The organism is Aquabacterium sp. CECT 9606, assembly GCF_918741295.1.
In the GTDB taxonomy this organism is placed as follows: Bacteria; Pseudomonadota; Gammaproteobacteria; order Burkholderiales; family Burkholderiaceae_C; genus Aquabacterium.
Genome location: NZ_CAKKNB010000004.1, coordinates 86,846 through 102,195, shown reverse-complemented (window position 1 = coordinate 102,195; position 15,350 = coordinate 86,846). Strand labels below are relative to the sequence as shown.

Here is a 15,350-nt window from a genome sequence, read left to right as displayed (position 1 = left end):
TCAGCGATGCGGCTGGCTGGCCGCCCCAGCAGGCGCAGTGGCCAACACAGGCACCCGGATTCTTTGCTGGACCAAGCGGCCTTTCTCGTCGCGCAGCTTCAAGGTCAACAGCAGGTGATCCCCCACCGACAGGGGCCGTTTCAGGCCCATCAGCATCAGGTGATGGCCACCAGGCTGCAAGGCTACCGGCTGCCCGGCAGGCAAGGGCAAGGCATCGATGGCGCGCATGCGCATCACATCGCCCTGCATGTTCATTTCATGAAGCTCTGCCGACGTGGACACCGGCGATCGAAAGCCCACCAAGGTGAGCGGCACGCGGCTGGTCAGCACCATGAAGCCACCCGTGCCGCTTTGGCCCTTGACCGCTTGCCGAACCCAGGCATCGGTGACCTCGACCAATGGCTCTTTTGCCATGCTGATCGAACACACCATCGCCAACATCAGCGCGGCCAAAGATTGTTTGCTGGTCATCATGCTCATCCGGCTTTCATTTGAGTGGTCAAGGTGGCGGGTTGCCCAAAATTGGTGATCCCGAACACCTCTTCGCTGTACTGCCAAAGTTGGCGGCCCAAGGCTGGATCACGGTTGGCGGGACTGCCCTGGCGAACGCGGCACCCCGCCCAGTATTCGCCAGAAGTGCTCAGCCCCTCATGCGAAGCCAGGTAGACCTGGGTCTTGGCACCCTTGGCTTCCGACACGAGGAAAGGATCAACCATGGCAGTGACCCAGCCCGGCGTGTCACGCCAAAAATCGCTTTTGATGCCGCCTGGATGAAAGCCATTGACCTTGATCGACGTGCCTTGCAGGCGCCTGGCCAACTCACGCACGAACAGCATGTTGGCCAGCTTGGAGCGGCCATAGGCCATGAACGGTGCCAATTGCAGGAACTGGCTTGACGATGGCCGGCGCATGGTGTCCAGGTTCATCCGCCCACCCATCCACTGCGCCAGCGAGCTGCTCACGACGATGCGCCCATCGCTGGAAGCGCGCACATTGGGCAGCAGGTGGTGGGTCAGCAAGAAGTGCCCCAGGTGGGTAGTGGCGAACATCAGCTCGATGCCCGCATGGTTGGTCGTCAGTTGGCGCGTGTACAAACCGGCGTTCAACAGCAGCGCGTCGATCACCGGCATGCGGCGCGACACCTCTTCAGCGAAGGCCTCGATGCCATTGAAGTCGGACAGGTCAACCGACAACCAGTCGATCTGGGCCTGGGGATTGGTGGCGCGGATCGACTCCACGAGCGCACGGCTTTTGGCGGCATCGCGTGCGGCGATCAAGACCCGCCACCCCAAGCCCACCAGCGCACGCGCCGCTTCCTTGCCAATGCCGCTGTTGCCGCCAGTGATCAACGCCGTTTTCATGGGAGTGTCCTTGGAACCAAGTCATCAAGCGCCATATGATCCTCCAAAACCGGCGCGCTGGATCACGGTGCCTGCACCACCCGCCTGTATTGGATCGCTTCAGCCACATGCGCCACCTGGATGGTGTCGGACTCGGCCAGGTCGGCGATGGTGCGGGCCAGCCGCAAGACTCGGTGAAAGCCCCGTCCTGACCACCCCAGGCGCGCACTGGCGTTTTGCAAAAAAGCCATGGCCGCCGGCTCGGGCATGGCCAGGCTGTCCAAGCCTGCACCGTCCAGCACGGCGTTGACACAACCTTGGCGGGTCAACTGACGCTGCCGCGCGCGGGCCACGCGCTCGGCCACCTGCTCCGATGCTTCACCGTCAGGGGCTTGCGCCAGGATGTCGGGTGACACCGCGGGCACTTCCACTTGCACATCCACCCGGTCCAGCAAAGGGCCGCTGAGTTTGCCCTGGTAACGCGCGACTTGATCAGGCGTGCAGCGGCAGGCCTTGAGCGGATTGCCCAGATGCCCGCACGGGCATGGGTTCATGGCAGCCACCAGTTGGAAACGGGCAGGGAAGTCATGCCGACGGGCAGCACGCGAGATGGTGATGTGGCCGGTTTCAAGCGGCTCGCGCAAGGCTTCCAAGGCGGCGCGGGGAAACTCGGGCAATTCGTCCAAAAAGAGCACGCCATGATGCGACAAAGAAATCTCGCCAGGCTTGGGCGGTGAACCTCCGCCCACCAGGGCCACCGACGAGGCTGTGTGGTGCGGGCTTCTGAAAACGCGCCTGCGCCAAGCACTGGCCTCGAAACGACCCGCCAGGCTCAACACGGCGGCCGACTCCAGGGCCTCGTCCTGGGTCAAGGGCGGCAGCAAGCCTGCAAAGCGCTGAGCCAGCATGGACTTGCCGGTGCCGGGCGGCCCCACCATCAACAAGCTGTGGTTGCCGGCCGCGGCCACCTCCAAGGCGCGCTTGGCCGCAGATTGCCCCTTCACATCGCGCAAATCATGGACACGCTCTGGCGAGCCAGCCATGGCTTCGGCCTGGGCCACCTCCAACGGTACCCGGACAGCCTCATCGGCCATCAGGGACTGCACCACCTCCATCAGGTGGCTCGCCTCAAACAGAGACACGCCCGACACCAGGGCCGCCTCGCGGGCGCTGGCCTGCGGCAGCACCAGGCCTCGCTTGAGCAAACCGCCCTGCACCCGCCGCCGCAGGGCCAACGCCATGGGCAGCGCGCCGCGCACGGGGCGCAACTCCCCACCCAGCGAGAGCTCTCCGGCGAATTCCAGGTCGGCCAGATGCCGTCCATCGATGTGCCCCATCGCCGCCAGGATGCCGACCGCGATCGGCAAGTCGAAACGACCCGACTCCTTGGGCAGATCGGCCGGAGCCAGGTTCACCGTGATCCGCTTGTTGAAGGGGAACTCCAGGCCGCTGTTGCTGAGCGCCGCCCGGACCCGCTCCCGGGCTTCCTTGACCTCGGTGTCAGCCAAGCCCACCAGGGTGAAGCAAGGCAGCCCATTGGCCAGGTGGACCTCGACGGTGACCTCGGGGGCGTTGAGCCCATCAAGGGCACGGCTGTGAACAATGGCTAGGGACATGGCACTCGCAAAAGCTAACGGCTAAGGCGCACCGACTCGGGGTCCGAGTGGACCCACTGGACCGAACGGTGCGCGCTGATTGTGCCGAGCAAGCTTTTGGAAAGCCCTCCCCCAATGGAGCGCTGTGCATTGGACGCCACGGTCAAATGCACAATAAAAGTGCGCGGCAATTCATGAGGTGCCGAAGCCACAAAACAAGCACTTATTCGGTGCAAAAAGCCAAACAAGAACTCAAACTGGTGCGTGCAGGTGATGAGCAGGCGTCTGGCTCCCTGTTTTGGCGCGCTGGCACAGATCATGCAGACATGGTTGCAGAATCCTTTCACCAGACAACCTTTACCGGAGAACCACCCATGAAAATGGTGACAGCCATCGTCAAGCCCTTCAAGCTTGATGAAGTGCGGGAGGCCTTGTCCGCCATAGGCGTGCAAGGTATCACCGTGACCGAAGTCAAAGGCTTCGGACGCCAGAAAGGTCACACCGAGCTGTATCGCGGCGCGGAATATGTGGTCGATTTTTTACCCAAGGTCAAGATCGAAGCCGCGGTGGACGAATCCATCCTCGACCGCGTGATCGAAGCCATCGAGGCTTCGGCCCGCACCGGCAAGATCGGTGACGGCAAGATCTTCGTGACCTCGCTTGAGCAGGTCATCCGCATCCGCACCGGCGAGACCGGCACCGACGCCCTTTGAGGCCGGGGGCTCGCGTCCCCTCTTTCTGACGACACCCCTGGGGGGCGCCTTGAGGCGCGTCTCCGTGGCCTATTTTTGATTTTCCAAGAGGCATTTCATGAGAAAACTCCTTGCGTCGCTCGCACTGGGGCTCGCGGCTTTAGGTGTATTTGGCGTCTCCCACGCCCAAGACACCGCGGCCTCCGAACCCGTCGCCGCCACCGCCGTGGCGGAAGCTCCCTCGGCTGCAGCCCCTGCGGCATCTGACGCCGCCCCGGCGCCCGCTGAAGCGGCGTCGGCAGCCGCCGCACCCGCGCCCGTGCCCAACAAGGGCGATACCGCCTGGATGATGGTCAGCACCATTTTGGTCATCCTGATGACCATCCCCGGCTTGGCCCTGTTCTATGGTGGCCTGGTGCGCAGCAAGAACATGCTGTCCGTGCTGATGCAGGTCATGGTGACGTTCTCCGTCATCGTCGTCCTGTGGTTCATCTACGGCTACAGCCTGGCGTTCACCGAGGGCAATGCCTTCATCGGTGGTCTTGACCGCCTGATGATGAAGGGCGTCTGGGACAATGCCGCAGGCACCTTCGCCAACGCGGCCACGTTCAGCAAGGGCGTCTACATCCCTGAAATCGTGTTCGCCGCCTTCCAGGCCACGTTCGCGGGCATCACCTGTGCCCTGATCGTGGGTGCGTTCGCAGAGCGCGCCAAGTTCTCGGCCGTGCTGCTGTTCATGGTGCTGTGGTTCACCTTCAGCTACGCCCCCATGGCCCACATGGTCTGGTTCTGGATGGGCCCTGATGCCTACGCCAGCGCCGATGTCGCGGCAGAAATGACCGGCAAGGCCGGCCTGCTCTGGCAGTGGGGCGCCCTGGACTTCGCGGGCGGTACCGTGGTGCACATCAACGCCGCTGTTGCCGGCTTGGTGGGCGCCTACATGATCGGCAAGCGCATTGGCTACGGCAAGGAAGCATTCACGCCTCACTCCCTGACGCTGACCATGGTGGGTTCCGCCCTGCTGTGGGTGGGCTGGTTCGGCTTCAACGCCGGCTCCGCCCTGGAAGCCAACGGCTTCGCCGCCCTGGCCTTCATCAACACCCTGGCTGCCACGGCTGCTGCGGTGATCGGCTGGATCCTGGGTGAGTCGCTGCTCAAGGGCAAGGCTTCGATGCTGGGTGCGGCTTCTGGTGCCGTGGCAGGCCTGGTCGCCATCACGCCTGCTGCTGGCAACGTCGGCATCGGCGGCGCGCTGATCATCGGCGTGCTGGCTGGCCTGATCTGCCTGTGGGGCGTGACCGGCTTGAAGAAGCTGCTGGGCGCGGACGACTCGCTGGATGTCTTCGGCGTCCACGGCGTGGGCGGCATCCTGGGTGCCCTGCTGACCGGCGTGTTCAACTCGCCCAACCTGGGTGGCCCCAGCGCCGTCGCTGACTGGGTGACCGTGGGCATGGTGGCTCCGGCCGACTACTCCATCGTCAACCAGGTCATCATCCAGGCCAAGGCTGTCGGCCTGACCGTCGTGTGGTCGGCTGTGGTGTCGCTCATCGCCTTCAAGATCGTTGACCTGGTGATCGGTCTGCGCGTCTCGGAAGAAGAAGAGCGCGAAGGCCTGGACATCTCGGCCCACGGCGAAACGGCGTATCACAAGTGATTGACTGAGCGGTGATTTGATTCAATCACCGTGATAGTCAAGGGGGCGGCTCTCAAGCCGCCCTTTTTGCATTTGGGCGCGCAGAACGTGTCCGCATGTTTCTAGAATGGGGGTCTTCCCCATCGCCAAGACAACACAAGCCCCATGGTTCCACACCTGATCACCGCGCTCACCGGTCCCATCAATGAGCTGGAGCAGCGCATGCTCGAATCCATGCCGGCGATCGAACGCTGGTTCCGGCTGGAGTGGATGGAGCACACGCCGCCCTTCTACACCTCGGTGGATTTGCGCAATTCGGGCTTCAAGCTGGCCCCGGTGGACACCAACCTCTACCCTGGCGGCTTCAACAACCTGACCCAGGAGATGATGCCCCTGGCCGTGCAGGCCGCCATGGCTGCGATCGAGAAGATCTGCCCCGAGGCCAAGAACCTGCTGCTGATCCCAGAGCGGCACACTCGCAACCAGTACTACCTGGCCAATGTGGAACGCCTGGTGCAGATCTTCAGCCTGGCCGGGCTGAACGTGCGCCTGGGCACCCTGGATGAATCCATCACCGAGCCGGTCGAGGTGCCCCTGCAAGACGGCGGCTCCCTGACCCTGGAACCCCTGATCCGCACCAAGCGCCGCCTGGGCCTCAAGCATTTCGACCCCTGCACCATCTTGCTCAACAATGATTTGTCAGCAGGGATTCCGGACATCCTGACGGACCTGCACGAGCAATACCTGCTGCCCCCCTTGCATGCGGGCTGGGCCGTGCGCCGCAAGAGCCAGCATTTCGAGGCTTACGAGGAAGTGGCCAAGAAATTCTCCAAGTTGCTGGGCATGGACCCGTGGCTGATCAACCCGATGTACTCGGTGTGCGACGAGGTCGACTTCCAGGAGGGCTCCGGGGGTGAGTGCCTGCAAACCCAGGTGGACGCGCTGCTGAACAAGATCCGCCGCAAGTACAAGGAATACGGGATCAACGAGAAGCCTTTCGTCATCGTGAAGGCCGACAACGGCACCTATGGCATGGGCATCATGACCGTGCGCGATGCCAAGGAACTGACCGACCTGAACCGCCGCACACGCAACAAAATGTCGGTGGTGAAAGACGGCCAGGAAGTCAGCCGCGTGATCATCCAGGAGGGCGTGCCCACCTACGAGCAGATGAACAACTCGGTGGCCGAGCCGGTGGTCTACATGATCGACCGCTATGTCGTGGGCGGTTTCTACCGCGTCCACTCGGACCGCGGCATCGATGAAAACCTGAACGCGCCCGGCTCCAGCTTCGTGCCCCTGGCCTTTGCCGAACCCACACAGATGCCCAAACTGGGCGCCAAACCAGGGGCCAGCGCGCCCAACCGCTTCTACATGTACGGGGTGATCGGCCGTTTGGCCATGCTGGCGGCCAGTTATGAGCTGGAAGCAACAGACCCCAACGCGGAAGTCTACGAATAAGCAGGCAATAAGCGGGCAGAATGGGCCCCTCGTCGATTCGCGTCCACCACTCGTGCAAACAAGCTCCAACGCCCCCCTCAGCCGCTCGCAACTGGCAGCGCTGACCTTGGGGGCCATCGGTGTCGTCTACGGCGACATCGGCACCAGCCCCCTGTACGCGCTCAAGGAAGTGTTCGCCCACGGGCACCTTCCGCTGAACGAAACCAGCATCTACGGCATTTTGTCGATCATGTTCTGGACGCTGACGGTCATCGTCTCGCTCAAGTACGTGACGCTGATCCTGCGGGCTGACAACAATGGCGAAGGCGGGCTAATCGCCATGCTGGCCTTGGCCTCCACGGCGGTCAAGCAACACCCCAAACTGCGGCAACTGCTGCTGGGGCTGGGCATTTTCGGCACGGCCATTTTCTTTGGTGACGGGGTGATCACGCCGGCCATCTCGGTGCTGTCCGCCGTCGAGGGCATGGAGGTGGCGGCACCGGGGCTGGAACGCTTCGTGGTGCCCGTGACGCTGGTGGTGCTGACCTTGTTGTTCATGGTTCAAAAGCACGGCACGGGCGGCATTGGCAAGTTCTTCGGGCCGATCACGGCGGTGTGGTTCCTGGTGCTGGCCGTGCTGGGTTTGATCCACATCATCGACAACCCCTCGATCCTGCAGGCCATGAGCCCGCACCACGCCTTGATCTTCATCTACGAGCACCCAAAAATGGCTTTTGTGGCCTTGGGCGCCGTGGTCTTGTGCGCCACCGGGGCCGAGGCGCTCTACGCCGACATGGGTCACTTCGGCAAAAAACCCATCCGCCTGGCCTGGTTCTTGTTGGCCATGCCTGCCCTGGTCCTGAACTACTTTGGCCAAGGCGCCATGCTGTTGGAGCACCCCGAGAACGCCAACAACCCCTTCTTTGAAATGGCCCCCCACTGGGCGCTTTACCCCTTGGTGATTCTGGCCACGTTTGCCACGGTGATCGCCTCGCAGGCCTTGATCTCGGCGGCGTTCTCGGTCACCAAACAGGTCATCCAGCTGGGGTATCTGCCGCGCCTGCGCATCATGCACACCTCGGTCGAATCAACCGGGCAGATCTACATCCCCTTTGTGAACTGGACGCTGTACGGTTGTATCGTCATGGCCGTGGTCTTCTTTGGCTCCAGCAGCAAACTGGCGGCAGCCTACGGCATCACCGTGACCATCGACATGCTCATCACCACGGTGATGACCTTCTTCGTGATCCGCTTCGCCTGGAAGCTGGCCCTGCCCTTGTGCATCGCGGCCACCACCTTCTTCTTCGTGATCGATGTGCTGTTCTTCAGCGCCAACGTCATCAAGGTGATCGACGGGGGCTGGTTCCCCCTGCTGATTGGCGGCGTCATGTTCATGCTGATGATGACGTGGAAACAAGGCCGCGCTCTGCTCAGCGAACGCCTGCGCAGTGATTCGATCGACCTGGAGCCCTTCCTGGACGCGGTGTTCTCCAGCCCGCCCACGCGCGTGCAGGGCACGGCGGTGTTCCTCAATGCCGACGCGGGCACCACGCCCAACGCGCTGCTGCACAACCTCAAGCACAACAAGGTGCTGCACGAGCAGAACCTGTTCGTCACAGTGAAGGCGCACGAGGTGCCCTGGATCGGCCTGGATAAACGCATCCAGATCGAGACCCTGGGCCACGATTGCTGGCAGGTGATGCTGCACTTCGGCTTCAAGAACGAACCTGACGTGCCCAAGGCCCTCGGCCTGCTCAAGCGCTACGGTGTCAACCTGGACGACATGGAGACCAGCTATTTCCTCTCGCGCGACATCGTCATCCCGACCATTGGCAGCGGCATGGCGCCTTGGCGCGAGAAGCTGTTCGCCAGCATGCACCGCAACGCCTCGGGCGCGGCGGACTTCCTGAGCCTGCCCACCAATCGCGTGATCGAGATGGGCTCCAAGGTCGAGATCTGAACACCCTGCTGTCATCGCTGAACCGCATCCGCCAGGACACCTCGCTGGCGGCAGTCTCGGCAGGGTTCGTGGCCACGCTGGTGGGCTTCACCAGCACCATTGCACTGATCTTCCATGCGGCGCAATCGCTGGGCGCCTCTCCGGCGCAGATCAGCTCTTGGGTGTGGGCGTTGGGGATGGGCATGGGCCTCAGCACGCTGGGCTTGTCGCTGTGGTCCCGCACACCAGTCCTCATCACCTGGTCCACGCCCGGCGCGGCGGTGATTGCGGCGTCGGCCAGCGGTGTCAGCCTGCCCGAGGCCGTGGGCGCCTTCCTGGTGTGCGGCATGTTGATGTGGCTGTCGGGCGTGACCAAGATCTTCGAACGCATGATGGGGCGCATCCCCGTGTCACTGGCATCGGCATTGCTGGCGGGCATCCTGGCCAAGTTCGCGCTATTGGCGTTCGCGCACACCACCTTGCAACCCGCCCTGGTGCTGACCATGTTCGCCGCCTATGTGGTGGGCCGCCGTGTGTGGCCGCGCTACGCGGTGCTGGGCGTGCTGGTGGCGGGCATGGGCGTGGCGGCGCTGCAAGGCCAGCTCAACACCAGCGAGCTGCGCTGGCAACTGGCCGCGCCGGTGCCAGTGGTGCCGCAGTGGTCCTGGCACGCCATCATGAGCATGGGCCTGCCCTTGTTCATCGTGACCATGGCCTCGCAAGCCGTGCCAGGCGTGTCGGCGATCAAAGCGGCGGGCTACCAACCCAGGGTGTCGTCGTTGATGACGTGGTCTGGAGTAACCACGGTATTGCTGGCGCCCTTTGGCGGCTATGCCTTCAACCTGGCGGCGATCACGGCGGCCATCGTGCTGAGCCCCCACGCGCACAGCAATGCCGGCAAGCGCTACACGGCCGCGATCATGTCCGGGTTGTTCTACATCGCCATGGGCTTGCTGGGTGGCGCCGTGGCGGGCGTGCTGGCCGCGTTCCCGCCAGCCCTGGTCATGGGCGTGGCAGGCCTGGCCTTGCTGGGCACCATTGGCGGCGGACTGGCCACCGCCTTGCGCGACGACCGCCACCGCGAACCCGCCTTGATCACCTACCTGGTCACCCTGTCGGGCATGAGCCTGTTGGGCGTCAGTTCGGCCTTCTGGGGCTTGGTCGCCGGCATCATTGCCTTATTGGTGCAACACTGGCGGGCCGCCGCCCCCGACATCGCAGACTCGCCATGAACATCCTCTTTCTCGCCGACCCGCTGAACAGCTTTAAAACCTACAAGGACAGCACCTTCGCCATGATGCGCGAAGCCGCGCGCCGAGGCCACCAGGTGTGGGCCTGCGAGCAGGACGACCTGGTCTGGCAGCATGGCGGTCAAGTGCAGGCAATGTCCCGCCAGATCTCGCTGACCGGTGACGCTGATGACTGGTTCAAGGTGCTGCAGGAAAGTGTGGTGAGCCTGGCCGACATGGACGCGGTGGTGATGCGCAAGGACCCGCCCTTTGACGCGGAATACCTGTACACCACGCACCTGCTGACACAGGCTGAACGCGAAGGCGCTCGCGTGTTCAACAGCCCGCAGGCCCTGCGCGAGCACCCCGAGAAGCTGGCGATCCTGGAGTTTCCCCAGTTCACCGCGCCGACGCTGGTCACGCGCAACATCAGTGCCGTGCGCGCCTTCCACGCGGCTCACCAAGACATCATCCTCAAGCCGCTGGATGGCATGGGCGGCGCGGGCATCTTCCGCGTGCCGGCCGATGGCCTGAACCTGGGCAGCATCGCCGAAACCCTGACCCGCGACGGCACGCAAACGATCATGGTGCAGGCCTTTTTGCCAGCCATCGCGCAGGGCGACAAGCGCGTGCTGGTGATCGATGGTGAGCCCGTGCCTTTCGCGCTGGCCCGCATCCCGCAAGGCGGCGAAGTGCGTGGCAACCTGGCAGCCGGGGGCAAGGGCGTGGCCCAACCATTGAGCGAGAGCGACTGGCACATCGCCCGCACGCTGGGCCCGATCCTGGCGGCGCGCGGGCTGCTGCTGGTGGGCCTGGACATCATCGGCGACAAGCTCACCGAGATCAACGTGACCAGCCCGACCTGCTTTCAGGAGATCACGCAGCAGGCCGGCTTTGACGTGGCCGCGCGCTTCATGGATGCGTTGATGTCAAAAACCAGCGCCTGAATCAGCGTTTGAGCGTCTCGTTGAGCAGGCCCAATCGGTTGGCCTGGAACACGGCTTCGCTGCGCGAGTGCACGGCCAGCTTGCCGTAGAGCTTCTTGATGTGCGTCTGCACGGTGTGCACGGTCACGCCCTGCAAACGCGCGATTTCGGCATAGGCCAGCCCGCGCGCGATGTGCTGCAGCACCTCTTGCTCACGCGGTGACAGGCTCACGGCGGCAGGCTGGGGTTCGGGTGTGGTGGGCCGCATGCGCAGCAGCAGGTGCCGCGCGATCATGGGTGAGATGGGCGAGGCACCGCGCTTGACTGCGAGCAAGGTCTCGGCGATGTCGGCCGCCTCGTCGTCCTTGTGAACATAGCCCACCGCACCGGCCTCGATGCTGGCCACCACATTGACCTCGTCACCGAACATGGACACCACCAGCATGTCGCATTGGGGCCAGCGCGCATGCACTTCGCGCATCAGGGTCAGGCCACTGCCATCGGGCAAGCCCAGGTCGACCAGCAGCAGGTCGGATTGGTGCCGAGCGAACCACTGCCGGGCCGATGCCAGCGTGGCGAAGGAGGCGGCCACCGTCAACTGCGGGTGCGCGTTGATGCACGACACCAGGAACTCGCAGGTCAACGGATTGTCTTCAACCACGACCACCGTCAATCCGTTCTCACTGTCCTGACTCATCTGGACTCCTCATGGGCAAACTCAAACGCACTTCATGGCCACCTTGTGGCGGGCTCACGAACTCGATGCCCGCACCGATGGTGCCAGCGCGGCTGCGCATCGTCTGCGAGCCATGGCCTTCGGGCCTGGAACCTGAGCCGGACAAGCCCCGGCCGTCATCATGCAGCACCAACAACAATTGATCGCCCTGGCGCTGAGCACGCAGCGTGATCTCTTGCGCGCCAGCATGCTGCAGCACATTGGACATGGCTTCGAACAGGATGTATTGCAACTGGCGCAAGGCCGCCTGCGTGCCCCCGGGCCATTCGGGCAATTCATCGACCTCCCAGCGCAAGGACACACCCGCCGCCTTGAAGCGGGGCGTCATGCGAAAGCGCAGGCTGGCCAGCAGACCCACCACATCACCGGGCGGCATGGACATCGCGTCGATGGACAGCTTCAACTGGTCCAGTGCCTCGCGCAGGATCCGCGTCACCATGCGCAGGTCCACCGTCTGCGGCGTGGGGGGGTTGAGCTGGCGCAAAGCCGTGGTCAAGTGCGCGCCCACGCCATCGTGCATGTCACGCAGGATGCGCGAGCGCTCGGCCGACACCGCCTGTGCCTGCTCCAGGGCCGACACACGCTGAAAGCTGTCGCGCAACTCCGCTTCACGGCGCTGGATGCTGGCCACCAGGTCGTTGTTCAAATGGGCCAGCGCCCGCCTGGAGCGGGCATGGTCGCCCGCCACGATGAAGGCCATGCAACCCACCATCACCGGCCCGCCGTACGGCAACATGTACACCGACTCCAGGGACAACTGGTTCAACTGCAGCGCCACGTCATGGGCCGCCGCGGGAATGGAGACCAGGGAACCAAAGGCAAACAGGTTGCGGTCAGGGCGCCGGGTGCGGTAGGCATGCCACAAGGCCAGGGCAAAGCCCACCAGGGCGACCAGGTAGATGGTGAGGTAAGTCAGGCCCACCAACATCTGCGAGGGAACCAGGACCACCGCGATGGGATCGAGCACGGCGAAGCCGGCGATGAGCCGTTCAGCCCACACCCATTTGCGTTCTGAGAACCGCAGAAAGAACAGGCACATGGACAACTGGGCCCACACGATGCACAGAAAGCTGAGCGAATCCCACACCGCCATGGGCAAAAATGGATCGGGCACGATGTTGGCCGACGAGCCCAATCCCCACAGGATGGCCGCCTGGCCAATGTAGCCAAACGCGCTTTGGCTGCGGTCTCTCATCCACAGCACCACCAAAAACAAGCCCATCATCACCAGGCCGACATTGGCAGCGTGCACGCCCATGACCTGCACCCACCAGCGGCGGGCGTACATCTCGGAGATGGTGCGCGCCGACCCGACCCACACCGGGGCCAGCCCCGATCGGCTGACGCTGTCGCCGCTGACCCGCACTTCAAGCGCGTTGTCGCCCACCTTCCACAAGCTGGGCGGCACGGTGAACATCAAGGGCGTGTACCAGTTGGCGGTGAGCGGGGGATCCATGGAACCCACCACACCCAGCGACACACCATTGACCCACACCTCGGCGTTCATGCTCACCTTGGGCAGATAAACGGCCCAGGTCTGCGGAGGCAAGGTCGACAAGGGCACATTCAGCCGGTACCACAAGCTGCCAGTCAGCTCGCGGTGCGTTTGCGACCAGCGGTGCGGCAGCCGCACGCTCACCCCGTTGTCCATGTCATTGGGCGGCGTGGCACGCTGTGAGGCCAGCGCCTCGGCGTCGGTCAATTCCATCACATGGGATGGAGGCCCGCCGTGCTCGACCGGAAAGTGCCACAACCACCAACCAGCCGCCAGCACCAAGGCGCCCGCCAGCCCCCAAAGGGCCGAAAACAGGCGGGCACGGTAGCGGGGATCCAGGAGAAAAGGCGGCATGGCCGCACATTGTGCGGGCGCAGGCCTGACAATGCCGACTTCACGAACCCTCAAGCACCCAAACGAATGGCCCTCCTGACCTTGAATGACGCCTGTCTGGCTTTCGGCCACGTGGCCCTGCTGGACCACACCGCTTTCGCGCTCGAAAGCAGTGAACGCGTCGGCCTGATCGGGCGCAACGGCACCGGTAAATCCTCGCTGCTCAAAATCATCGCCGGCATGGAAAAGCTCGACGACGGGGTGGTGCAATTCCAGAATGGCGTGCGCCTGGCCTACGTGGCCCAGGAGCCGCAGTTCGCCGATGGCATCAATGTGTTCGACGCGGTCAGCCTGGGACTGGGCGACATCCGCGAACTGCGCGACCGCTTCGAAGCCCACCAGGAAGGCGACGACCTCGATGCCCTGATGACACAGATCGAAGCCCGCGACGGCTGGAACTGGGAACAGCGCGTCGAGCAAACGCTGCAGCACCTGGACTTGCCGCACGATCTGATGATCAGCGACCTGTCAGGCGGCATGAAAAAGCGCGTGGCGTTGGCCCAGGCCTTGGTGGCCTCGCCCGATGTGCTGCTGCTGGACGAGCCCACCAACCACCTGGATCTGAACGCCATCACCTGGCTGGAAGAGCTGCTGGTGGCCTTCAAGGGCAGCGTCCTGCTGATCAGCCACGACCGCGCCTTCCTGGACAACGTCTGCACCCGAATCATCGAACTCGACCGTGGCATCCTGCGCTCCTACCCTGGCAACTTCGCGGCCTATGAAGGCCTGAAAGCGGGCCAGCTGGCCGACGAAGCCCTGGCCAACGCCCGCTTCGACAAGCTGCTGGCCCAGGAGGAAGTCTGGATCCGCAAGGGCGTCGAAGCCCGCCGCACGCGCAGCACCGCGCGCATCAAGCGCTTGGAAGACCTGCGTGGCGCGCGCGCTGCCCGCCGCGACACCATCGGCCGCGTCAAGCTGGAAGTCTCGCAGGGCGACCGTGGCGGCAAGATCGTGGCCGAGCTGGAAAACGTCAACAAACGCTATGGCGACCGAGACATCGTCAAGAACTTCACCGGCACGTTTTTGCGCGGTGACAAGGTCGGCCTGGTCGGCTCCAACGGCGCCGGCAAAACCACGCTGCTCAAGATCATCCTGGGCGAGCTGGCGCCCGACAGCGGCAAGGTCAAGATCGGCGCCAACATCAATGTCGCCTATTTTGACCAGATGCGCGACAACCTCGACCTGAACGCCACCCTGGCCGACTTCATCAGCCCCGGCAGCGAGTGGATCGAGATCAACGGTTCGCGCAAGCACGTGATGGGCTATCTGCAGGACTTTTTGTTCTCGCCCGCGCGCGCCAATTCGCCCGTGCGCACCTTGAGCGGCGGCGAGCGCAACCGCCTGCTGCTGGCGCGCCTGTTCGCGCGTCCCTCCAACGTGCTGGTGCTGGACGAGCCCACCAACGACCTGGACATCGACACCCTCGACCTGCTGGAAGACCTGCTGGCCGACTACCCTGGCACGGTCTTTTTGGTCAGCCACGACCGGCGCTTCTTGGACAACGTGGTCACCAGCACCGTGGTGTCCGAAGGCGGCGGCAGCTGGCGTGAATACGAAGGCGGCGTGCAGGACTGGCTGATCCAGTCGCGCCGCGCCGAGGCATTGGCCAACGCCAATGCCAAGTCGTCGGGCAACACACCACCGGCCGCCGCAGCACCTGCTCCGGCACCAGCGCCCGCCGCCCCAGCCACGCCCACGGCCAAGCCCCGCAAGCTCAGCTACAAGGAGCAACGCGAGCTGGACGAGTTGCCCAAGCGCATTGCCGATCTGGAGACTGAGCAGGCGTCCCTGAACGCCCAACTGGCCGACCCGGACATCTACAAGAAGAACCCCCAAGGTCTGCCCACCATGCAGGAACGCATCACCGCCATCGACGAAGAGCTGTTGACCCTGCTGGACCGCTGGGAGAAGCTGGGCCAGCCGTGAAGCAAG

12 protein-coding genes are annotated in these 15,350 nt (G+C 63.9%); 7 read left to right on the top strand and 5 right to left on the bottom strand.

Translation table 11 applies throughout. The features are described from left to right. From LQ232_RS17720 to LQ232_RS17710, 3 genes are all read right to left on the bottom strand, one after another. Nucleotides 1-480, bottom strand: a complete 480-nt coding sequence (locus LQ232_RS17720; RefSeq protein ID WP_230181723.1) for a copper chaperone PCu(A)C — start codon at nt 478-480, stop codon at nt 1-3. Further along, nucleotides 477-1,361, bottom strand: a complete 885-nt coding sequence (locus tag LQ232_RS17715; RefSeq protein ID WP_230181722.1) for an SDR family NAD(P)-dependent oxidoreductase — start codon at nt 1,359-1,361, stop codon at nt 477-479. Before LQ232_RS17715 ends, LQ232_RS17720 begins: the two co-directional genes overlap by 4 nt. Nucleotides 1,362-1,423: 62 nt before the next feature. After that, nucleotides 1,424-2,956: a YifB family Mg chelatase-like AAA ATPase gene (locus LQ232_RS17710; protein WP_230181721.1), complete on the bottom strand. Its 1,533-nt coding sequence runs from the start codon at nt 2,954-2,956 to the stop codon at nt 1,424-1,426. Between the two features lie 353 nt (nt 2,957-3,309). Here LQ232_RS17710 and LQ232_RS17705 point away from each other — a divergent pair, with 353 nt between their 5' ends. From LQ232_RS17705 to gshB, 6 genes are all read left to right on the top strand, one after another. Then, nucleotides 3,310-3,648, top strand: a complete 339-nt coding sequence (locus LQ232_RS17705) for a P-II family nitrogen regulator (RefSeq protein ID WP_230182375.1) — start codon at nt 3,310-3,312, stop codon at nt 3,646-3,648. A 97-nt stretch (nt 3,649-3,745) separates the two neighbouring features. Further along, nucleotides 3,746-5,281, top strand: a complete 1,536-nt coding sequence (locus LQ232_RS17700) for an ammonium transporter (protein ID WP_230181720.1) — start codon at nt 3,746-3,748, stop codon at nt 5,279-5,281. A 144-nt stretch (nt 5,282-5,425) separates the two neighbouring features. Then, nucleotides 5,426-6,721, top strand: a complete 1,296-nt coding sequence (gene gshA / locus LQ232_RS17695; protein ID WP_230181719.1) for a glutamate--cysteine ligase — start codon at nt 5,426-5,428, stop codon at nt 6,719-6,721. 52 nt (nt 6,722-6,773) lie between these two features. Next, on the top strand, nt 6,774-8,660 hold the full coding sequence (locus LQ232_RS17690) for a potassium transporter Kup (protein WP_230181718.1): 1,887 nt from the start codon (nt 6,774-6,776) through the stop codon (nt 8,658-8,660). Next, nucleotides 8,549-9,871: a benzoate/H(+) symporter BenE family transporter gene (locus LQ232_RS17685; protein WP_371820299.1), complete on the top strand. Its 1,323-nt coding sequence runs from the start codon at nt 8,549-8,551 to the stop codon at nt 9,869-9,871. The genes LQ232_RS17690 and LQ232_RS17685 overlap by 112 nt, the downstream gene beginning before the upstream one ends. Then, a complete protein-coding gene (gshB, locus tag LQ232_RS17680; protein WP_230181717.1) occupies nt 9,868-10,815 on the top strand; it encodes a glutathione synthase in 948 nt (315 codons plus the stop codon). Before LQ232_RS17685 ends, gshB begins: the two co-directional genes overlap by 4 nt. A gap of 1 nt (nt 10,816) precedes the next feature. On the opposite strand, the gene LQ232_RS17675 is transcribed toward gshB, so the two are convergent. Then, nucleotides 10,817-11,491, bottom strand: a complete 675-nt coding sequence (locus tag LQ232_RS17675) for a response regulator transcription factor (RefSeq protein ID WP_230181716.1) — start codon at nt 11,489-11,491, stop codon at nt 10,817-10,819. Beyond that, complete coding sequence (locus LQ232_RS17670; RefSeq protein ID WP_230181715.1) at nt 11,475-13,379, bottom strand: ATP-binding protein; 1,905 nt, start codon at nt 13,377-13,379, stop codon at nt 11,475-11,477. The genes LQ232_RS17675 and LQ232_RS17670 overlap by 17 nt, the downstream gene beginning before the upstream one ends. 66 nt (nt 13,380-13,445) lie before the next feature. Between LQ232_RS17670 and LQ232_RS17665 the strand changes: the two genes are divergently transcribed. Then, nucleotides 13,446-15,344 (top strand): ATP-binding cassette domain-containing protein, encoded by a 1,899-nt coding sequence (locus LQ232_RS17665; protein WP_230181714.1) that lies wholly within the window; start codon nt 13,446-13,448, stop codon nt 15,342-15,344. The last annotated feature ends 6 nt before the right edge of the window (nt 15,345-15,350 follow it).

Bases quoted from the DNA above. Each gene is read 5' to 3' on its own strand.
- LQ232_RS17720 (WP_230181723.1), bottom strand. From the start codon at position 480: ATGAGCATGATGACCAGCAAACAATCTTTGGCCGCGCTGATGTTGGCG.
- LQ232_RS17715 (WP_230181722.1), bottom strand. From the start codon at position 1,361: ATGAAAACGGCGTTGATCACTGGCGGCAACAGCGGCATTGGCAAGGAA.
- LQ232_RS17710 (WP_230181721.1), bottom strand. From the start codon at position 2,956: ATGTCCCTAGCCATTGTTCACAGCCGTGCCCTTGATGGGCTCAACGCC.
- LQ232_RS17705 (WP_230182375.1), top strand. From the start codon at position 3,310: ATGAAAATGGTGACAGCCATCGTCAAGCCCTTCAAGCTTGATGAAGTG.
- LQ232_RS17700 (WP_230181720.1), top strand. From the start codon at position 3,746: ATGAGAAAACTCCTTGCGTCGCTCGCACTGGGGCTCGCGGCTTTAGGT.
- gshA (WP_230181719.1), top strand. From the start codon at position 5,426: ATGGTTCCACACCTGATCACCGCGCTCACCGGTCCCATCAATGAGCTG.
- gshB (WP_230181717.1), top strand. From the start codon at position 9,868: ATGAACATCCTCTTTCTCGCCGACCCGCTGAACAGCTTTAAAACCTAC.
- LQ232_RS17675 (WP_230181716.1), bottom strand. From the start codon at position 11,491: ATGAGTCAGGACAGTGAGAACGGATTGACGGTGGTCGTGGTTGAAGAC.
- LQ232_RS17670 (WP_230181715.1), bottom strand. From the start codon at position 13,379: ATGCCGCCTTTTCTCCTGGATCCCCGCTACCGTGCCCGCCTGTTTTCG.
- LQ232_RS17665 (WP_230181714.1), top strand. From the start codon at position 13,446: ATGGCCCTCCTGACCTTGAATGACGCCTGTCTGGCTTTCGGCCACGTG.